Source organism: Pseudomonas sp. NPDC087336 (assembly GCF_044744285.1).
In the GTDB taxonomy this organism is placed as follows: Bacteria; Pseudomonadota; Gammaproteobacteria; order Pseudomonadales; family Pseudomonadaceae; genus Aquipseudomonas.
The window spans coordinates 302,772-323,316 of the sequence record NZ_JBIUYA010000001.1; the positions used below are offsets into that span (position 1 = coordinate 302,772).

18 protein-coding genes are annotated in these 20,545 nt (G+C 61.8%); 8 read left to right on the plus strand and 10 right to left on the minus strand.

Translation table 11 applies throughout. From position 1 onward, the window contains the following. Positions 1-22: 22 nt before the first annotated feature. Positions 23-841 carry a pyrroline-5-carboxylate reductase gene (proC, locus tag ACIO0C_RS01430; protein ID WP_401306895.1) on the minus strand — a complete coding sequence of 273 codons (819 nt, stop codon included), beginning with the start codon at positions 839-841 and terminating at the stop codon, positions 23-25. A 34-nt stretch (positions 842-875) separates the two neighbouring features. Then, positions 876-1,562, minus strand: a complete 687-nt coding sequence (locus ACIO0C_RS01435) for a YggS family pyridoxal phosphate-dependent enzyme (protein ID WP_401306898.1) — start codon at positions 1,560-1,562, stop codon at positions 876-878. 56 nt (positions 1,563-1,618) lie between these two features. Between ACIO0C_RS01435 and ACIO0C_RS01440 the strand changes: the two genes are divergently transcribed. Beyond that, positions 1,619-2,653: a type IV pilus twitching motility protein PilT gene (locus ACIO0C_RS01440; protein ID WP_401306901.1), complete on the plus strand. Its 1,035-nt coding sequence runs from the start codon at positions 1,619-1,621 to the stop codon at positions 2,651-2,653. 58 nt (positions 2,654-2,711) lie between these two features. On the opposite strand, the gene ACIO0C_RS01445 is transcribed toward ACIO0C_RS01440, so the two are convergent. After that, a complete protein-coding gene (locus tag ACIO0C_RS01445) occupies positions 2,712-3,329 on the minus strand; it encodes a C40 family peptidase (protein WP_401306904.1) in 618 nt (205 codons plus the stop codon). Between the two features lie 249 nt (positions 3,330-3,578). Here ACIO0C_RS01445 and ACIO0C_RS01450 point away from each other — a divergent pair, with 249 nt between their 5' ends. Next, positions 3,579-4,007, plus strand: coding sequence for an NINE protein (locus ACIO0C_RS01450; RefSeq protein WP_401306907.1), 429 nt, complete (start codon positions 3,579-3,581; stop codon positions 4,005-4,007). An 85-nt stretch (positions 4,008-4,092) separates the two neighbouring features. Here ACIO0C_RS01450 and ACIO0C_RS01455 read toward each other — a convergent pair whose 3' ends face one another. The 7 genes from ACIO0C_RS01455 to gshB all read right to left on the minus strand — a co-directional run bounded on the left by ACIO0C_RS01455 (position 4,093) and on the right by gshB (position 10,061). Further along, positions 4,093-5,364, minus strand: a complete 1,272-nt coding sequence (locus tag ACIO0C_RS01455; RefSeq protein WP_401306910.1) for a dihydroorotase — start codon at positions 5,362-5,364, stop codon at positions 4,093-4,095. Further along, complete coding sequence (locus tag ACIO0C_RS01460) at positions 5,361-6,365, minus strand: aspartate carbamoyltransferase catalytic subunit (RefSeq protein WP_008063486.1); 1,005 nt, start codon at positions 6,363-6,365, stop codon at positions 5,361-5,363. The genes ACIO0C_RS01455 and ACIO0C_RS01460 overlap by 4 nt, the downstream gene beginning before the upstream one ends. Before the next feature lie 27 nt (positions 6,366-6,392). Further along, positions 6,393-6,896: a bifunctional pyr operon transcriptional regulator/uracil phosphoribosyltransferase PyrR gene (gene pyrR / locus ACIO0C_RS01465; protein WP_401306913.1), complete on the minus strand. Its 504-nt coding sequence runs from the start codon at positions 6,894-6,896 to the stop codon at positions 6,393-6,395. 86 nt (positions 6,897-6,982) lie between these two features. Continuing rightward, positions 6,983-7,420 carry a Holliday junction resolvase RuvX gene (gene ruvX, locus ACIO0C_RS01470; RefSeq protein ID WP_020797382.1) on the minus strand — a complete coding sequence of 146 codons (438 nt, stop codon included), beginning with the start codon at positions 7,418-7,420 and terminating at the stop codon, positions 6,983-6,985. Then, positions 7,420-7,992: a YqgE/AlgH family protein gene (locus ACIO0C_RS01475; protein WP_008063482.1), complete on the minus strand. Its 573-nt coding sequence runs from the start codon at positions 7,990-7,992 to the stop codon at positions 7,420-7,422. The genes ruvX and ACIO0C_RS01475 overlap by 1 nt, the downstream gene beginning before the upstream one ends. Positions 7,993-8,143: 151 nt before the next feature. Then, on the minus strand, positions 8,144-9,043 hold the full coding sequence (locus ACIO0C_RS01480; protein WP_401306917.1) for an energy transducer TonB: 900 nt from the start codon (positions 9,041-9,043) through the stop codon (positions 8,144-8,146). 64 nt (positions 9,044-9,107) lie between these two features. Then, entirely contained in the window at positions 9,108-10,061 is a 954-nt protein-coding gene (gene gshB, locus ACIO0C_RS01485) for a glutathione synthase (protein WP_401306920.1), read from the minus strand. A 348-nt stretch (positions 10,062-10,409) separates the two neighbouring features. Between gshB and pilG the strand changes: the two genes are divergently transcribed. Genes pilG through ACIO0C_RS01515 form a run of 6 tightly spaced genes read left to right on the plus strand, consistent with a single transcriptional unit; the run spans position 10,410 to position 20,419 of the window. Next, positions 10,410-10,814, plus strand: coding sequence for a twitching motility response regulator PilG (gene pilG, locus ACIO0C_RS01490; protein WP_008063477.1), 405 nt, complete (start codon positions 10,410-10,412; stop codon positions 10,812-10,814). Positions 10,815-10,871: 57 nt separating this feature from the next. Then, positions 10,872-11,237 (plus strand): twitching motility response regulator PilH, encoded by a 366-nt coding sequence (gene pilH, locus ACIO0C_RS01495; protein ID WP_007897961.1) that lies wholly within the window; start codon positions 10,872-10,874, stop codon positions 11,235-11,237. 10 nt (positions 11,238-11,247) lie between these two features. Next, positions 11,248-11,781: a chemotaxis protein CheW gene (locus tag ACIO0C_RS01500; protein WP_401306923.1), complete on the plus strand. Its 534-nt coding sequence runs from the start codon at positions 11,248-11,250 to the stop codon at positions 11,779-11,781. A 50-nt stretch (positions 11,782-11,831) separates the two neighbouring features. Then, positions 11,832-13,892, plus strand: coding sequence for a methyl-accepting chemotaxis protein (locus ACIO0C_RS01505; protein ID WP_401306926.1), 2,061 nt, complete (start codon positions 11,832-11,834; stop codon positions 13,890-13,892). A 49-nt stretch (positions 13,893-13,941) separates the two neighbouring features. Then, positions 13,942-19,959, plus strand: a complete 6,018-nt coding sequence (locus tag ACIO0C_RS01510; protein ID WP_401306929.1) for an Hpt domain-containing protein — start codon at positions 13,942-13,944, stop codon at positions 19,957-19,959. Continuing rightward, on the plus strand, positions 19,952-20,419 hold the full coding sequence (locus tag ACIO0C_RS01515) for a chemotaxis protein CheW (RefSeq protein WP_401306932.1): 468 nt from the start codon (positions 19,952-19,954) through the stop codon (positions 20,417-20,419). Before ACIO0C_RS01510 ends, ACIO0C_RS01515 begins: the two co-directional genes overlap by 8 nt. Positions 20,420-20,545 lie beyond the last annotated feature (126 nt).

Sequence of the window (20,545 nt, forward strand, 5' to 3'; positions counted from 1 at the left end):
TTGATTCCTTATTAAGTGCTGATTAGCGACCGAGTTGCTCAGCCATCTCGGCCGAGCGGTGCGCGGCGGCGCCCAGGGCTTTTTCGACCAGTGCTTCGAAGCCACTGGCCTGGAACGATTTGATCGCGGCTTCGGTGGTGCCGGCGGGCGAAGTGACGCGGCGACGCAGTTCGGCGGCGTCGACGTCGCTGGACACCGCCATGTGGGCGGCGCCCAAAGCGGTTTGCAAGGTCAGTTGGGCGGCGATGTCTGCCGGCAGGCCAAGTTTGACGCCGGCGGCGGTCATGGCTTCGATCAGCAGGAAAAAGTACGCAGGGCCGGAACCTGAAACGGCGGTGACCGCATCCAGTTGCTGTTCTTCATCCAGCCACAGGGCAATACCAACCGCCGATAGCAGCTGTTGAGCTTGCTGGCGTTGTTCAGCGGTCACTTGGGCGGTGGCGAACAGACCGCTAACGCCCTGGCGTAACAGTGCCGGGGTGTTAGGCATGCAGCGCACGATCGGCTGGGCGCCGAGCCAGTTGTTCATGCTGGCGCAGGTGATGCCAGCGGCGATCGACACCACCAGTTGCTCAGGCTTCAGGCTTGGACGAATGGCTTCGCAGACAGCCTTCATCGCCTGGGGCTTGACCGCCAGCACGACCACATCGGCGCCTTCAATGGCCTGGGCATTGTCGGCGAATACTTCGATGCCATGTTCGGCGCTCACGCGGGCGCGGGTTTCTTCGCCCGGATCGCTGGCGCGGATCTGCGCGGCTTCCAGACCTTTGGCCCGCAGGCCGCCGATCAAGCTGGCGGCCATGTTGCCGGCACCGATAAAGGCAATACGCGTCTTGCTCATGTCAGGTCCTTATCAAGAAGTGGGATGGCCATATTTACGACTGGCTGTAGTCGCGGGCGCCAAATAGTGCGGTACCGATCCGCACCCACGTGGCGCCCTGGGCGATGGCCGATTCGAGATCGTGGCTCATCCCCATGGAAAGTGTGTCGAGCGGCAGATTCAGGCTGGCCTGCAAGCTTTGCACGGCAGCGAAAGCGGCATCCTGGGCGGCGCGATCTTCGGTTGGCTCGGGAATGGCCATCAGTCCGCGCAATTTCAGGCGCGGCAAGGCGCTGATGGCGTTGGCCAGGGCCGGCAGGTCCGCCGGGGTGCAGCCGGACTTGCTGGCTTCACCGCTGACATTGACCTGGATGCAGATGTTCAAGGGCGGCAGATCGGCAGGACGTTGTTCGGACAAGCGTTGCGCGATTTTCAGGCGGTCCACGGAATGCACCCAGGCGAAGTGCTCGGCGATTGCACGAGTCTTGTTCGATTGAATGGGGCCGATGAAGTGCCAGATCAAGGGCAGGTCGCTCAGTTCAAGCTGCTTGCCCAGGGCTTCCTGCAGGTAGTTCTCGCCAAAGTCGCGCAGGCCAGCGGCATAGGCTTCACGCAGCGCCTGTGCGGGTTTGGTCTTGCTGACGGCCAGCAACTGGACGCTGTTTTCATCGCGGTGGGCGGCGAGGGCGGCGGCACGGATACGTGAACCAACCCGTTCAATGTTGTCTGCTATCGTGGACATTCAAGAGGCGCCAGCGGTCTGAGGTTGGCGGCATTCTACTGGAATTGAGGGGTGCTATGGATATCACTGAGTTGCTGGCATTCAGCGCCAAACAAGGCGCATCCGACCTGCATTTGTCGGCAGGCCTGCCGCCGATGATTCGCGTCGATGGCGATGTGCGGCGCATCAACTTGCCGGCCCTGGAGCACAAGGAAGTGCAGGCGCTGATCTACGACATCATGAACGACGCCCAGCGGGTGGCGTTCGAAAGGCACCTGGAAACCGACTTTTCCTTTGATGTGCCCGGTGTCGCGCGATTCCGGGTCAATGCCTTCAATCAGCGTCGAGGTGCCGGTGCGGTCTTTCGCACGATCCCGTCCAGGGTCCAGAGCATGGAAGAGTTGGGCATGGGCGAAGTGTTTCGCAAGATGACCGACGCGCCACGCGGCCTGGTCCTGGTGACAGGCCCGACGGGCTCCGGTAAGTCCACCACTTTGGCGGCGATGATCGATTACCTCAACAGTCATCGCCATCACCACATCCTGACGATTGAAGACCCTATCGAGTTTGTCCACGAATCGCGCAAATGCCTGATCAATCAGCGTGAAGTCCACCGCGATACCCGCAGTTTCGCCACAGCCTTGCGTTCGGCCCTGCGCGAAGACCCGGATGTGATCCTGGTGGGGGAGATGCGTGACCTGGAAACCATCCGCCTGGCCTTGACCGCTGCCGAGACCGGCCACCTGGTGTTCGGTACTCTGCACACGACCTCGGCGGCTAAAACCATCGACCGGATCATCGACGTGTTTCCCGGGGACGAGAAGTCGATGGTGCGTTCGATGCTTTCCGAGTCGTTGCTGGCGGTGGTGTCCCAGACCCTGGTCAAGAGGATTGGGGGCGGTCGGGTCGCAGCCCACGAGATCATGCTCGGAACATCGGCCATCCGTAACCTGATCCGGGAAGACAAGGTGGCACAGATGTATTCGTTGATTCAGGCGGGCGGGTCGCTGGGGATGCAGACGCTGGATATGGGCTTGAAGGACCTGGTGACCAAGGGTCTGGTCAGTCGCGAACAGGCGCGGGAGAAGGCGCGATCGCCGGATAACTTCTGATGGACGTCGATCGTTCCCACGCACAGCGTGGGAACGATCATCAGGGGGGCAGGGCAGGTTAGCGCTGAACAACCTGCAATGCTTTCTGATCTTTCGGCAGAACCCGCTTGGCCACTACGTAGTGCTTTTCCCAGTACGGTTTCTTCAGAGTGTCGATGCTCACCGACTTGCCACGACGTGGTGCGTGGATGAAGCGGTCGTTGCCCAGGTAGATGGCAACGTGATTGACTCGACGGCTCTTGATGTTGAAGAAAATCAGGTCGCCCGGTTTCAAATCGTTGCGATCGACTTTCTCGCCGTGACCACTGGCCATGGCATTGGAAGTGCGTGGCAGGTCAAACGTGGCGTCGTTGAACGCGTATTTCACCAGGCCGCTGCAGTCGAAGCCCTTGCTCGGGCTGCTGCCGCCCCAACGGTACGGCGTACCGAGGACGTTAACGGCGCGGCTCAGCACGTTGCTGCTTTCCCGGGTCGCCATCGGCGGCACCAGGCTGCTTTTGCTGACCAGCTGTGGAGCCAGTTTGACCGATTTCTTGCTTTTGCTCGAAGGAGCAGCAGCATGGGATTTTGGGGTGTAACCATTAACGTTCGGAAGACGTTGCTCACGATTGGTGGCGTGGGCGGCCAGTGGCAATAATAGGCAAATGGTTAGCCATGTCTTGAAAAATGGACGCATTAGGCAGGGCTCGTATGTGTTAGCGCGCAACTTTATAACAGCTTTTTTTGGCATTCTGAGGCCGTTGGTCGATTCCATCGGGGTCTAACGGAACCAAATAAGCGGTAAGTTGACGCAATTGTCCGACAGAAGTCAGGTGCTATAAGGGTTTGGCGAGAGTGACGGTAGCATTTGCCATACGTCGGCTGCTCGTAAAAAAGTCACAAAGATTTAAAGAATATTTATCTATCGCGTGAATCGAGGTCCTCCATGAACACCTATCAACCGCCCGTCCCGCATCAAGACACCCACAGCAAGGTGATCGGTTACCTGCTGTGGATTTTTGGATTTACCGGTGCTCACCGCTTTTATTACGGCAAGCCGGTGACCGGGACGATCTGGTTCTTCACCTTGGGTTTGCTGGGGATCGGCTGGTTGATCGACCTGTTCCTGATTCCGGCCATGGACCGTGAAGCGGACCTGCGATTTACCGCTGGACCGATTGAATACAACGTGGCGTGGATTCTGCTGACGTTTCTTGGGGTGTTCGGTGTGCACCGGATGTATCAGGGGAAGTGGATCAGCGGGTTGCTGTACCTGGTGACGGGCGGGTTGTTTTTTCTGGGGGTGCTGTATGACTTCTGGACGCTGAATGATCAGGTATCGGTTCGCAACGCGCAGAACAGAGGCGCCTTCTAAGACGCTATCGCCGGCAAGCCAGCTCCCACAGGGATCACCTAAATCCTGTGGGAGCTGGCTTGCCAGCGATTGGGGCGACTCGGTCTCAAGCCTGGTGGCTGATCCGTCCGTCCACCAGGGTGTAACGCACCACGCCCGGCAGGCTATGGCCAATGAACGGGCAATTCTCACCTTTGGACAGCCAGGTCTCACCGGCCACGGTCGTGGTCGCCGGGTCGAACAGCACGATATCCGCCGCACCACCCACCGCCAGCTTGCCTGCCGGCAGGCGCAAGGCCTCGGCAGGGCCGGTGCTGAGTCGCGCCAGCAGCGTCGGCAGGTCGAGCAAGCCGTCTTCCACCAAGGTCATTGCCAGCGGCAGCAGCAATTCAACGCTGCTGATGCCGGGCTCGGTAGCCCCGAACGGTGCCAGTTTGGCGTCCCGTTCGTGGGGCTGGTGATGGCTGGAAATGGCCGAGACCACGCCGGACTTCACGGCTGCGCGCAAACCCTCACGGTCGGCGCGGGTGCGTAGCGGTGGCTGCACGTGATAGAGGCTGCTGAAATCGATCAGCGCTTCGTCGGTCAGAATCAACTGGTACAGGGCGACATCCGCCGTGACCTTCAGGCCGCGCTGCTGGGCCTGGGCGATCAGGGCTACACCACGCGCGCTGGTGAGCTGGCTGAAGTGAGCACGCACGCCCGTCTGTTCGACCAGCAGCAGATCCCTGGCCAGGGCCACGGTTTCGGCGGTTTCCGGGATGCCCGGCAGGCCGAGGAAGCTCGCGGTCGGTCCTTCATGGGCCAGGCCGCCTTCCGCCAGATCGTGGTCCTGGGAGTTGAAGATCACCGTGAGGTCGAAGGTGGCCGCATAATCCAGTGCCCGGCACAGGGTGCGGGTGTTGCGGAAACTCTCCAGGCCGTTGCCGAAGGCCACGCAACCGGCATCGCGCAAGGCAACCAGCTCTGCAAGCTGTTCGCCATCCAGGCCTTTGCTGAGCGCGCCAATCGGGAACACTTTGGCGTTACCGGCTTCGCGGGCGCGGTCGAGGATCAGCTCGGCCACGGCCGAGGTGTCTAGCACCGGCTTGGTTTTTGGTGGGCAGCACAGGCTGGTCACGCCACCGGCAGCGGCGGCGCGGGTTTCGCTGACAATCGAACCTTTGCGGCTGTAGCCCGGTTCGCGCAGGGCAACGTTGAGGTCGACCAGGCCAGGGGCGGCCACCAGGCCTGTGGCATCAATGGTGTCGACGGCGACAAAACCGGCCGGCGCGGCGCCAATGGCGACGACTTTGCAGGCTTCAATGTGGATATCGGTGACTTGATCCAGGCCGCTGGCCGGATCGATGACGCGGGCGCCAAGAATGCTGAGCTTCACTGAACGTTCTCCTGCTCGAATTGGCGTTGCGCAGTTTGACCGCTCATGGCCATGGACAAAACGGCCATGCGAATCGCGATGCCGTAGGTCACCTGGTTGAGGATCACCGAGTGTGGACCGTCGGCTACCGCCGATTCGATTTCCACGCCCCGGTTGATCGGCCCCGGGTGCATGACGATGGCATCCGGCTTGGCGCCGGCCAGGCGCGCGGTGGTCAGGCCGAACAGGCGGTAGAACTCGCCTTCGCTTGGCAGCAGGCCGCCGGTCATGCGCTCACGCTGCAGACGCAGCATGATCACCACGTCGACGTCTTTCAGGCCTTCGGTCATGTCGGTGTAGACCTTCACGCCGTATTGCTCGATGCCGATCGGCAGCAAGGTTTTCGGCGCGATCACGCGGATGTCCGGGCAACCCAGGGTTTTCAGGGCCAGCATGTTCGAGCGCGCCACCCGCGAGTGCAGGATGTCGCCGACGATGGCCACTGAAAGATTTTCGAAACCGCCCTTGTGCCGTCGGATGGTGAGCATGTCGAGCATGCCCTGGGTCGGGTGGGCGTGACGGCCGTCGCCGCCGTTGATGATCGCCACTTGTGGGCAAACATGTTCGGCGATGAAGTGTGCGGCGCCGGAATCACCGTGGCGCACGACGAACATGTCGGCAGCCATGGCTTCCAGGTTGCGCAGGGTGTCGAGCAGGGTTTCCCCCTTGCTCGCCGACGATGTCGACACGTTCAGGGTGATCACGTCCGCCGACAGTCGCTGGGCCGCCAGTTCGAAGGTGGTGCGGGTGCGGGTGGAGTTTTCGAAGAATACGTTGCACACGGTCTTGCCGCGCAGCAACGGGACTTTCTTCACCGCCCGGGCGCCGACCTCGAGGAACGAGTCGGCGGTGTCGAGGATTTCCGTCAGCAGCTCGCGGCGCAAACCGTCGAGCGAGAGGAAGTGGCGCAGCTGGCCCTGATCATTGAGCTGCAGCGGGCGCTTGGTATCTGGAGGCGTCATCGCGAGGGGGACTCTCAATAGGTCGAATTAAAGGGCGAGGTCTTGCAGTTCGAGCTTGAGTTCTGGCCCCGACAGTTTCACCCGCTCGTGGGCTGCCAGGGACAGGGTCGCACCCAGTACGTTCGGGCGGATCGGCAGTTCCCCGGCGTCCAGGTCCAGCAGGCATACCAGCGTCACGCTGGCCGGGCGACCATAGTCGAAGAGTTCGTTCATGGCGGCGCGGATGGTCCGTCCGCTCATCAGTACGTCGTCGATCAGCACCAGGTGCTGGCCTTCGATCTCGAACGGCAGGGCCGAGGGGCGCACTTGCGGGTGCAGGCCGTTCTGGCTGAAGTCGTCGCGGTAGAAGGAAACGTCGAGTGTGCCAAGCGGTTCAGCGCTGCCCAGCTCTTTGAGCAGGGCCTGGGCAACCCACACGCCACCGGTACGAATGCCGATGTAGCGCGGTTCGCTGATGCCACGGTGTTCCAGGTGTGCCTTGAGACGGATCGCCATCTGGCTGATCAGTTCGTCGGGATTGGGCAGGCTCATGGTTGCTCCTTCTTGGGCCCGAGCCGGGTCGTTGCCGCAGGTGGCTCGGGTTGTAGCTAAAAGAGACGGGTGACGGCTCTTCAGGATTAGGATTGGAACAATGCGCTGTTCTCGTCGAGCCAGCCTTGCAGCAGCAGGGCGGCGGCGATGGCATCCACCGGGTTGTCGCGGTAGCTGCCTTTCTGCCCGCCCCGGGCCAGGCGTTCGCCCTTGGCCTCGAAGGTGGTCAGGCGTTCATCGTGGGTGTAGAAGGGCAGGTTGAAGCGGCCGTTCAGGCGTCGGGCGAATTTTTCCGCGCGGGCGCACATGTCGCTGGGCGTGCCGTCCATGTTCAGCGGCAGGCCGACCACCACGGCGTCGGGTTTCCACTCTTTGATCAGCGCTTCGACCTGATCCCAGTCGGGAATACCGTTTTGTGCCTTCAAGGTGCACAGCTCGCGGGCCTGGCCGGTGATGACCTGGCCAACCGCAACGCCGATCTGTTTGGTGCCGTAGTCGAACCCCAGAATCAACCGCAGGGCCATCAGGCGTGCCCCGCCTGGCTGGTGAGCAGGCTGAGGTTGACGCCCAGGTGCTTGGCCGCCGCTTCCAGGCGCAGCTCGCTGCTGGTGTTGAACAGGATGTCGGCATCGTACGGGCAGGTCAGCCAGGCGTTCTGGGCCAGCTCGGCCTCCAGTTGCCCGGCTTCCCAGCCGGCATAACCCAGGGTGATCACGCTTTTCGCCGGGCCGACGCCATCGGCAATGGCGAACAGCACGTCCTGCGAGGTCGACAGGGACAGCTCGCCTTCCAGATCAACGGTCGCCTGAAAACTCTGGCCCTTGGGGTGCAGGACAAAACCGCGATCGGTCTGCACCGGACCACCGATGAAGATCGGCACGTGCTGGCAGAGCGCGGGCGGCTCGATGTCCGGGCGCAATTGCTCGAGGATATCGGCCAGGTTCAGGTCCTGCGGACGGTTGACCACCAGCCCCATGGCACCATTGGCCGTGTGCTCGACGATGTAGGTCAAGGTGTGCGCAAAGTTCGGGTCGACCATGTGAGGCATGGCGATCAGGAAGTGATGCTTGAGGTAGCTGGGGCTGACGTTTTTCATGAACGCTAGTGTGGCGTTGGAGGGACGAACTGACAAGCCGAAGTGTCGATGTTTGCTTGAGATTGATTACCTGTAGGAAGCTGGCTTGCCAGCGAAAGCGATCTCGAAAACGCCTTCGCTGGCAAGCCAGCTCCTACGGGGCTTACGTCTGTCAGTTGCTGGAGAGGCGATCGCCGCGTGCAAATTTCCATGTGCGGATGATTTCCAGGCGATCGATGTCCGACAGGTCCCCGGTAAAGGGGGCAAACGGCGCCGCCAGGCGCACGATGCGCTGGGCCGCCTGATCCAGCAGCGGTTGCCCGGAAGACTCCAGTACCAGCACCTCATACAGCGAACCGTCGCGGTTGATCGAGACCATCAGGCGCAAGTTGCCGTAGATCTGCTTGCGCCGGGCTTCGTCGGGGTAATTGAGGTTGCCGATGCGCTCGACTTTTTTACGCCATTCATCCTTATACCAGGCGCCCTTGTCGCGCATGGTCGAAGCGGCGCTCAAGCGGTGGATGCGCGGGCGCTTGGCGTACAACTGCTGTTCCTGGGCCAGTTCGGCTTCGAGGCTGGCGATATCGCTGGACAGTTGTTCGCTGTCAAATGTCGGTGCCGCCACCGCAGGTTTGGTGACGGGCTTGGGCTCTTCGGTTTTCGCCGCGGCTTTCTTCGGTTTCGGTGCGACGGTGGTCACGGCAGCCTTGGGCGGGGCTTCCCGCTGTTCAGGCTTGGCCGCTGGAGGTGGCGTGACTTTTTGAACCTTGTTGTCCTGGAACGGCGCGATCTCGGTGGTCTTGGGGACGGCCTTCTTGTCCAGGGTGCCGCTGCCTTGCTGATTTTCCTGGGCGAGGAAATCGGCCTTCTCCGGCGTCTTTTCGCTTTTGAAGGTGGCGAGGGTGATTTCCAGTGTTTTACTGATCTGCTTGGGCTCGACCATCGTGAAACCGACGCCCAGCAATAAGGCCAGATGCACCAACGCCGCCAGAAACAGGGTAAATCCGAGGCGATCGGCCGGGCGCACGCCGTGGTGGGCGAGTTCGAGGGGCAGATCGGACGGGAGGGTCATGACAAGGAAACCAACATCACGTTTTCACAGGCCGCGCATGATAACGCAATGTTGGTTTGGCTTATCAACGGGCCTTGAGCTTCTGATCGATGGCATCCATCAGCAAGCCGCCGATATCGGTGCCGAAGGCGTTATCGATTTCGCGGATGCAGGTTGGGCTGGTGACGTTGATTTCAGTCAGGTGCTCGCCGATCACATCGAGGCCGACAAACAACAGGCCTTTTTCGCGCAGGGTCGGGCCGACTTGCGCCGCGATCCAGCGATCCTTCTCGGTCAATGGGCGGGCTTCGCCGCGGCCACCGGCGGCGAGATTGCCACGGGTTTCACCGGCAGCGGGGATACGCGCCAGGCAGTAGTCCACCGGCTCGCCGTCGATCATCAGGATGCGCTTGTCGCCATCGACGATGGCCGGCAGGTAGCCCTGGATCATGATTTGCTGCTGGCCGTGCAGGGTCAGGGTTTCGAGGATCACCGACAGGTTCGGGTGGCCGGCGGTGTGACGGAAGATCGAGGACCCGCCCATGCCGTCCAGCGGCTTGAGGATCACATCGCCATGATGGTCGGCGAATTCGCGCAATACGTCAGGGCGGCGGCTGACGATGGTCGGCGGCGTGCACTGCGGGAACAGCGTGGCGAACAGCTTTTCATTGCAGTCACGCAGGCTCTGCGGCTTGTTGACCACCAGCACGCCAGCGCTTTCGGCTTGTTCCAGCAAATAGGTGGAGTAGACGAATTCCATGTCGAACGGCGGATCCTTGCGCATCAGGATCACGTCCAGGTCGCTCAGCAGGTTGTCCTGCTCGGCTTCCAGCTCGAACCATTTTTCCGGGTTGGCGAACACTTTCAGCGGACGCATCCGCGCCCGTGCCTGACCTTCGGCCTGGTACAGGTCGCGCTGCTCCATGTAGAACAGTTCCCAGCCGCGTTTCTGTGCGGCCAGCAGCATGGCCAGCGAGCTATCCTTTTTATAGGAGATGCTGGCGATAGGATCCATGACAATCCCGACACGAACGCTCATGGGTTATTCCTCGAAATTTGGGGGCAGTGTCGATCCCCTGTAGGAGCGAGCATGCTCGCGAAAAACTCAAGGGCAACGCGTTCATCCTGACAGCACGCATTATCGTTGACGACCATCGCGAGCAAGCTCGCTCCTACAGAGGATCAGCGTATAAAAGTGGCGTCAGAGTGGCGCTGAGTGTGTTCCCGGTCAAGGAAAAACCACTGCCAGGGCCGGCCGATAGATTGGATTTGGAGACTGTGCTAAAAAGGCTGCCATATTGTGCCGACCCTTGAACATCAAGGGTTTCGAGCCCTCGATGCCCTGCAGATGGACAAATAGATTCGTAAAGGCGACGGTAGAGCACCTATGGAAAAGCAACCCAGCGCCTTGAAGGTCATGGTGATCGATGATTCGAAGACGATTCGTCGCACCGCCGAAACACTGCTCAAGAACGTGGGGTGCGAGGTCATCACGGCCATCGACGGCTTCGATGCCCTGGCCAAGATCGCCGATCACCACCCCGGCATCATCTTTGTCGACATCATGATGCCGCGCCTGGATGGCTATCAGACCTGCGCATTGATCAAGAACAACAGTGCATTCAAGTCCACGCCAGTGATTATGCTGTCGTCCAAGGATGGGCTGTTCGACAAGGCCAAGGGGCGCATCGTCGGCTCCGACCAGTTTCTGACCAAGCCTTTCAGCAAGGAAGAACTGCTGAACGCGATCCAGGCCCATGTTCCGGGCTTTGCCGCTGTTTTGCCGCAGTAAGACACCTACAGTGACGCTCGGCCATTGGGCCCTGCGCCGACAAGAATGGGGAAGACCATGGCACGTATCCTGATCGTCGACGATTCGCCGACCGAAATGTACAAACTGACTGGCATGCTGGAAAAGCACGGTCATGAAGTATTGAAAGCCGAAAACGGCGCAGACGGCGTGGCCCTGGCCCGCCAGGAAAAACCCGACGCGGTGCTGATGGACATCGTCATGCCTGGGCTCAACGGTTTCCAGGCGACCCGCCAGTTGACCAAGGACCCGGAAACCGGCCACATCCCGGTGATCATCATCACCACCAAGGATCAGGAAACCGACAAGGTCTGGGGCACGCGCCAAGGGGCCAAGGACTACCTGACCAAGCCGGTCGACGAAGACACCCTGATCAAGACCCTGAACAACGTGCTGGCCGGTTGATCACAGGACCATGAGCCAATCACTGACCGCCTTCGAACTGCTGCTGCAGATCGACCGGCGCTGTCGCTTGCTGGCGGCGGACTTGCCGTCCCAGCCGACCCGTCAGGACAGCTGGAGCGGTATCGGTTTTCGCCTGGGCGAACACTGGTACGTCGCGCCCATGGGCGAAGTCGGTGAAGTGTTGCACGAGCCGCGGTTTACCCTGGTGCCGGGGGTCAAGCCTTGGGTAAAGGGCGTGGCCAATCTGCGCGGGCGTTTGTTGCCGATCATGGACCTGGCAGGCTTCTTCGGCCACGAAACCTCGGCGGCGCGCAAGCAGCGACGGGTGTTGGTGGTGGAGCATGAAGACGTGTTTGCCGGGTTATTGGTCGATGAAGTCGTTGGTTTGCAGCACTTTGCCCGGGACAGCCTGGAGCCGGCAGATCATTCGAACGGGCCGATTTCGGCATTTATCGAAGGCCGGTTTCAGCGAGAACAGAGCTGGCAGGTGTTCAGCCTGTTTGCGCTGGCGCGGTCGCAAGGATTCATGAACGTCGCGCTGTAAACACGGCTCCCACAGGTACTTCGGCAAGCTTTGAAGGGTGTTGGTTACCGATGACAAAAGCAAAATCAGGCAAGCCAATGGAAGCGTCGCGCAGTCGATCGCAGATCATCGCGCTGTTCATCGCACTGATCATCTTCATCATGTTGCTGTTCGCCAACTTCGCGTACCTCAACACCCAGGCCACTTACGATAAACAGTACATCGGCCACGCCGGTGAGCTGCGCGTGCTGTCCCAGCGCATTGCCAAGAATGCCACCGAAGCCGCTGCCGGCAAGGCGGCGGCGTTCAAGTTGCTCAGCGATGCGCGCAACGATTTTGCCCGGCGCTGGAGTTATCTGAAGAAAGGCGATCCCGCCACCGGTTTGCCACCGGCACCACCCAGCGTTCGCCCGGAAATGCGCGCCGTACAGCTGGACTGGGAACGCCTGCTGAAAAACACCGACGCCATCCTGTCCAGTGAACAGACGGTGTTGTCGCTGCATCAGGTCGCCGCGACCCTGGCCGAAACCGTGCCGCAGTTGCAGGTCGAATACGAAAAAGTGGTGGAAACCCTGCTGCAACGTGGAGCCCCGGCTGCGCAGGTGGCGATGGCCCAGCGCCAATCGCTGCTGGCCGAACGTATTTTAGGTGCGGTCAATACGGTACTGTCCGGCGACGAAAACTCGCAGCAGGCCGCCGATGCGTTCGGCCGTGATGCGGCGCGTTTCGGGCAGGTGCTCAACGGCATGCTCCAGGGCAACGCGGCACTGCGGGTCAGCCAGGTCGAGGACCGTGACGCGCGCGCGCGGCTGATCGAGATTTCCGAGCTGTTCGAGTTCGTCTCCGGCTCAGTGGACGAAATCCTCGAAACCTCCCCGGAGCTGTTCAAGGTCCGTGAGTCGGCCACCAATATCTTCAGCCTGTCGCAAACCCTGCTCGACGAAGCGTCCCACCTGGCCAGCGGCTTCGAAAACCTCGCCGGGGGACGTGACACCGACACCATCGGCGGCTATGTCCTGGGCCTGGGGGCGTTGATGTCGATCATCCTCATCGGCCTGGTGATGGTGCGCGAAACCAATCGGCAGTTGCGCGAAACCGCCGAAAAGAACGAGCGCAACCAGAATGCGATCATGCGCCTGCTCGACGAAATCGAAGACCTGGCCGACGGCGACCTGACCGTGACCGCCACGGTGACTGAAGACTTCACCGGGACAATTGCCGATTCGATCAACTATTCCGTGGACCAACTGCGCGACCTGGTGGCAACGATCAACCTGACAGCCGGCCAGGTCGCTGCCGCCGTGCAGGAAACCCAGGCCACCGCGATGCACCTGGCGCAGGCCTCGGAACATCAGGCCCAACAGATTTCCGAAGCGTCCACCGCGATCAACGACATGGCTGAGTCCATCGATCAGGTGTCGGCCAACGCCGCGGAATCCTCGGCGGTGGCCGAGCGTTCGGTGGAGATCGCCAACAAGGGCAACGAGGTGGTGCACAACACCATCCATGGCATGGACAACATCCGCGAACAGATTCAGGACACCGCCAAGCGAATCAAGCGTCTTGGCGAGTCCTCCCAGGAAATCGGCGATATTGTCAGCTTGATCGATGATATTGCCGACCAGACCAACATCCTCGCTCTCAATGCGGCGATCCAGGCATCCATGGCCGGTGATGCCGGGCGTGGTTTCGCAGTGGTCGCCGACGAGGTGCAGCGCCTGGCGGAACGCTCTTCGGCCGCGACGCGGCAGATCGAGACCCTGGTGCGGGCGATCCAGGCCGACACCAACGAAGCAGTGATTTCCATGGAGCAGACCACCACCGAAGTGGTGCGAGGCGCGCGTCTGGCGCAGGATGCCGGTGTGGCCCTGGAAGAAATCGAAGGGGTATCCAAGACCCTGGCGGCGCTGATCCAGAGCATTTCCAACGCGGCGCAACAACAGACATCGTCTGCCGGTCAGATTTCCCTGACGATGAACGTGATCCAGCAGATCACCTCGCAGACCTCGTCCGGCTCTACAGCCACTGCCGAGAGCATCGGCAACCTGGCAAAAATGGCCAGCCAGTTGCGGCGTTCGGTGTCCGGTTTCACCTTGCCGGCCACCCAGGCGCAGGTCGCGGACAAAGCTTGAACCGCCCCCGGGCACGGCTATCTTGATTGAAGTGGGGATTGGAGTGGTTATGGGTGATCGGCACGACTATGTGGCCCTCGAATGGGTCAAAGGCGAAATTGCCGAAACGCTGAAGCAGGCTCATCACGCGATCGAAACCCAGCTTGATGACCCGCAGGCGACGCACGCCCTGAGCGAATGCCTGGCGTGCATCCATCAGGTTCACGGCAGTCTGCAGATGGTCGAGTTCTACGGCGCGGCTCTGCTCGCCGAAGAAATGGAACATCTGGTCACCGCCTTGCAACACAATCGCGTTCATCATCGCGACGAGGCGCTGCACCTGATGCTGCAAGCGCTGGGGCAATTGCCGATCTACCTTGATCGTGTACAAGGCGCCCGCCGCGATTTGCCTTTGGTGGTGTTGCCGCTGATCAACGACCTGCGCAGCGCACGAGGCGAAAGCCTGTTGTCGGAAACCAGCCTGTTCAGCCCGCAGTTGCCAGACCTGGCTCCTCTGGACGAAGCGTCCCTGGCGCTGCTGGAGCCGACCGAACTGCCGAATGTGCTGCGCAAGTTGCGGCAGATGTTGCAGATGGCCCTGGTCGGTTTGCTGCGTGAACAGGACGACGACACTCACCTGGAGTACCTGGCGAAGGTTTTTACGCGCCTGGAAGGCTTGTCCGGTACAGCGCCCCTCAGCCCGCTGTGGCAAGTCGGCTCGGCGCTGGTCGAAGGCATGCGCGCTGGCGTCATTGCCAACAGCCCGGCCTTGCGCAGCCTGTTCAAGGAGGCCGACAAAGAGCTCAAGCGTCTGCTCGAACAGGGCATGCAGGGCATCAATCAGCCGCCGCCGCCCGAGTTGCTCAAGAGTTTGCTGTTCTATATTGCCAAGGCCGAACATCCCACCGGGCAGATGCTGACCATGAAAGATCGCTACGCACTGGACGATGCATTGCCTGACAGCGCGATGGTCGACGAAGAACGCGCAAGGCTGGCCGGTCCCGACCGTGACGCCATGCGCTCGGTATTGGCGGCATTGTGCGAAGAACTGGTGCGGGTCAAGGAGCGCCTGGACCTGTTCGTGCGCAGCGACCGGCAACACACCTCGGACCTCGACAGCCTGCTAGCACCCCTGCGGCAAATCGCCGACACCCTGGCGGTGCTGGGTTTTGGCCAGCCACGCAAGGTCATCATCGATCAACTGGCGGTGGTGCTGAGCCTGGCCCAAGGCCAGCGCGCACCCGATGACGCGATCCTCATGGACGTGGCCGGGGCCTTGCTTTACGTCGAAGCGACGCTGGCCGGCATGGTCGGCACCGTGGAGCCTGAAAGCCAGGAAGACAGTCGCCTGCCCACCACCGACCTGACGCAGATCCACCAGATCGTCATCAAGGAAGCGCGCATCTGCCTGCAGCAGGCCAAGGACATGATCGTCGACTACATCGATGCCGATTGGGACCGACAGCATCTGCAGGCACTGCCGGCCTTGCTGACCCAGGTGCGCGGTGCGCTGGCGATGATTCCGTTGAGCCGGGCGGCGGGCCTGATCGAAACCTGCAATCATTTCATCCGCGAACACCTGCTGCTCGATCCGGATCAGCCCGGCTGGCAGGCGCTGGACAGCCTGGCCGACGTCATCACCAGCATCGAATATTACCTTGAGCGCCTCAGCGACGACCCCGAAGCGCCCGGTGAACACCTGCTCGACGTGGCGCAAAGCAGCCTGGCTGCACTTGGATTCTTCCCCAGCGAACGACAGGTACCGGTGCTTGCGGATGTCTTGAGCCCCCGCGAAGCACAGGCCCTGCGACAACAGCAGGAACGGGATGCCCCGGCCATCGCGCAAGCCTTGGCCGATGTACTGGCCAACCCGGTCTCTGTGCTGAACCCGCCCGCGCTCGACACCCCGGATAGCCTGCTGCCGCCACCGTCGGGCGAGGAGCCGGTGGACGAGGAATTGCGCGAAGTGTTCCTTGAGGAAGCCGATGAAGTGCTGGAGGTCCTTCGCGAGTATTTGCCACGCTGGTCGGCGGATCCCTCCAACCGCTTGGCCCTGAGTGAATTGCGCCGCGCCTTCCACACCCTCAAGGGCAGTGGTCGGATGGTGCGCGCCCTGGTGCTCGGCGAACTGGCCTGGGCCCTGGAAAACCTGCTCAACCGCGTGCTGGAACAGAGCGTAGAGGCTGGCGCCAGCGTGCAGCAGCTGCTCGGCGATGTGCTCGACCTGCTGCCGGAACTGGTGGCCGAATACGCCGCCGATGCCCAGCGTCAGCGCAACGATGTCGACCAGTTGGCGGCGCGTGCCCACGCCTTGGCCAAGGGCGAGACCCCGGCAGAGGACGAGGACACCCAGGACGTCGCGGCCCTCGACCCGCTGTTGCTGGAAATCTTCCGCAAGGAAGCCGAAACCCATTTGAGCAGCCTCAACCGCTTTCTCGATCAGGCCGCCGAACACCTGCCGCTGCAGGCCAGCGATGAACTGCAGCGCGCCTTGCACACGCTCAAGGGCAGTGCGTCGATGGCGGGGGTGATGCCGATTGCCGAGCTGGCGACGCCGCTGGATCAACTGGCCCGGGAATACAAGGCCCACCTGATCGCGCTCGACATGGACGAAGTCGAAGTGCTGCTGGAGGCCGAAGGCTTGTTCCGTCTTGGCTTGCGTCAGCTCAAGACCGACCCGCTCGCTGAAATCCCCGGCTCCCGGGCCCTGATCGAACGTGCCAGGGCGCTGCTCGCCGAGCGCCTGCAAAGCCATTTGAGCTCGCCCAGCAGCGGCCTGAGGGTCAAGCGAGACCCGCAGCTGATCACCAACTTCCTGGCCCAGGGCATGGACATCCTGCTGGACGCCGAAAGCCTGTTGCGGCGTTGGCAGCAGCACCCAGGCGAGCGCCAGGAACTCAGTGCACTGCTGGACGAACTGACCACCCTCGGCGAAGGTGCGCATCTGGCCGACCTGCACCCGGTGGATGAGCTCTGCGAAGCCTTGCTCGACCTCTACGGTGCAGTGGAAGAGAGCAGCCTGGCGGTCAGCGAAGCGTTTTTCCATGAGGCGCAAAATGCCCACGAAGCGCTGATCAACATGCTCGATGAACTGGCGGCCGGCCAGGAAGTCAGTCCACGTCCAGAACGGGTTCGGGCCTTGCACGGCTTGCTTGATCAGAGCCTGGACCCTTCGGCCATGGGCCTGATCCGCAGTGATGGCAGTCGCACCTTGAGCATCCGCGAGCTGGGCGACGCCACCGCCGAACTCGAGCGCACGCTCCCCCCTGCAGGAGCGAGCCTGCTCGCGATGGACGATAACGATGACGCGCTTTCATTGGATAAACGCGGTGCCTTTGAGTCCTTCGCTGGCAAGCCAGCTCCTACAAAGGACCGCGCAGCCGAGCTGGACGACGATATCGTTTCGATCTTCCTCGAGGAAGCGGAGGATATCCTCCAAAGTGCCAACCATTTCTTGCAACGCTGGGTCAGTGACCCGCACAACGCCGCGCCGCTGTCGTCCTTGCAGCGCGATCTGCACACCCTAAAAGGGGGCGCGCGGATGGCCGAGGTCGAGCCGGTCGGCGACCTGGCCCAGGAACTGGAAAGCCTCTATGAGGGCCTGGCGGACCGCCGTTACAGCCACAGCGAAGTGCTGGTGCAGTTGCTGCAACAGAGCCATGACCGTCTGGCGCAGTTGCTTGAACAACTGCAAGACCAGCAAGCCCTGGACGAACCCGGGGAACTGATCGAAACGATTCGCGCGTTTCGGCAAAGTCACGCAGGTAACGCCGAGGTGATCGACGCAGCGACCAGCAACGACTCGGCCCACCATGACGGCGAATTGCTGGATATCTTCCTTGAGGAAGGTTTCGACATCATCGAAAGCTCCGGCGCGGCGCTGCTGCGCTGGCAGGCCGAGCCATCGAGCCGTCAGGAAGTGGAAACCCTGCTGCGCGACCTGCACACCCTCAAGGGCGGTGCACGCATGGTGGAAATCGCTCCGATTGGCGATTTGGCCCATGAGCTGGAATTTCTCTACGAAGGTTTATCCACCGGCGTGCTGCAACCCACGGCGGCGTTGTTCGAACTGCTGCAGCGCAGCCATGACCGGCTGGCCCAGATGCTCGACGCAGCGCGCGCCGGTGAGCCGTTGCCGCCGGCCGACCGGTTGATCGACGCCATCCAGAACTTCAGTCACCCGGTGCTGCCTGAATCCCAGGTACCGCTCACCGTGCCCGTTGTGGCGAAAGCCGAGACGCCGCTGCTGCAACCCGATGCCGGGGCGGACATGGTCAAGGTCTCGGCAGAATTGCTCGACGACCTGGTCAACCTGGCCGCTGAAACGTCGATCTTTCGCGGTCGCATCGAGCAGCAGGTCAACGACGCGCAGGTGGCGCTCAACGAGATGGAAACCACCATCGAGCGCATGCGCGACCAGTTGCGCCGGCTCGATACCGAAACCCAGGGCAGGATCCTCAGCCGCCAGCAAGTCGACGCCGAACGCCTGGGTTACGAAGAGTTCGACCCGCTGGAAATGGACCGCCACTCGCAATTGCAACAACTGTCGCGCGCCCTGTTCGAATCCGCCTCCGACTTGCTTGACCTCAAGGAAACCCTCGACCGGCGCAACCAGGACGCAGAAAACCTGTTGCAGCAGCAGGGCCGCATCAACACCGAGTTACAGGAAGGCTTGATGCGCACGCGCATGGTGCCGTTCGAGCGGATGCTGCCGCGCTTGAAGCGCATTGTTCGTCAAGTGGCCAGTGAGCTGGGCAAGGACGTCGAGTTCATCGTCGGCAACGCTGAAGGCGAAATGGATCGCAATGTGCTCGAACGCATGGCGGCGCCGCTGGAGCATATGCTGCGCAATGCCGTCGACCATGGCCTGGAAGCCGCCCCTGTGCGAGTGGCGGCGGGCAAGCCGGCGCAAGGGCGGATCACCCTGGACCTGTTGCGCGAAGGTGGCGACATCATTTTCGATATTCGCGACGACGGTGCCGGCGTGCCCCTGGAGGCGGTGCGGCGCAAGGCGATCAAGCGCGGCCTGCTCGACCCCCACAGCGTCATCAGCGACCACGACGTGCTGCAATTCATTCTGCAACCGGGGTTTTCCACCGCCGAGAAAATCACCCAGATCTCCGGGCGCGGTGTCGGCATGGACGTGGTGCACGAGGAAGTACGGCAACTGGGCGGCACCATGAGCATCGACTCCGTACCAGGGCAGGGCGTGCATTTCCGCATCCGCCTGCCGTTCACCGTGTCGGTTAACCGGGCGCTGATGGTGCAATGCGGGGAAGACCAATATGCCATTCCGTTGAACACTATCGATGGCATTGTCCGCGTGTTGCCCAACGAACTCGAAGGGCATTTCCGTCTTGATCCGCCGGCTTATGAATACGCCGGGCAGCGCTATGAATTGTGTTACCTGGGTGAGCTGCTGAAAACCAGCCCGCGTCCACGGCTGCTGGGTCAGGGCCTGCCGCTGCCGGTATTGCTGGTGCAGTGCAACGAGCGTCACATTGCGGTGCAGGTCGATGCCATGGCGGGCACCCGCGAGATCGTGGTCAAGAGCCTCGGCCCGCAGTTCGCGGCGGTGCAAGGGGTGTCCGGGGCGACGATTCTGGGGGACGGCCGGGTGGTGCTGATCCTGGATTTGCTGGCACCAGTTCGCGCCATGCAAGCGCGGGCGCCGCAGCGTCCGGTGAGCCACGAAGTCGAGGTCGAGCCGCAGCGGCCCTTGCTGGTGATGGTGGTCGACGACTCGGTCACCGTGCGCAAGGTCACCAGCCGTTTGCTCGAACGCCACGGCATGAACGTGCTGACCGCCAAGGACGGTGTCGACGCCATGCTGCTGCTGGAAGAACACAGCCCGGACCTGATGCTGCTGGACATCGAAATGCCGCGGATGGATGGCTTCGAAGTGGCGACCCAAGTGCGCAATGATGAGCGTCTGCGGCACCTGCCGATCATCATGATCACCTCACGCACAGGCCAGAAACACCGCGACCGGGCCATGGCCATCGGCGTCAACGACTACCTTGGCAAGCCGTACCAGGAATCGGTACTGCTCGAAAGTATCGCCCTGTGGAGCAAGGCCCATGCATGAGCGTCGCCACGACCCGCGCGACAGCCAACTCACCGGTCTGCTACTGCCACTGGCCGACCGCAACCTGATCCTGCCGAACGTCGCCGTGGCGGAGCTGATCGATTACCAGCCCGCGGCCTTCGACCTCGACTCACCACCCTGGTACCTGGGACGGGTAGCGTGGCGCGACCGGCAGATTCCGTTGCTCAGCTTCGAGTCGGCGTGCGGGCAGAAAATCGCCATCGGCGAACGCGCGCGAATCGTCATTCTCAATGCGCTCGGCGGTCGGCCCGAGTTGAAATTCATCGCGCTACTGGTCCAGGGGATACCGCGCTCGTACAAGCTCGACAGTCAGTTGAGTTATGTGGATGTGCCGTTGTGCCCGCTGGAGATGGCGGCGGTGCAGGTGGCGGATCAAGTGGCCAAGGTGCCGGATTTGTTGGCGTTGGAGGAGTTGTTGGTGAGTGCCGCGCTCGTCTGAAGGGCCCATCGCGAGCAAGCTCGCTCCCACAGGTATTGTGGTTGCCGCAGATATTGGGCAATACACGGACACTGTGGGAGCGGGCTTGCCCGCGAAGGCTACAGTCCAGGCAACCATTACTCTGAC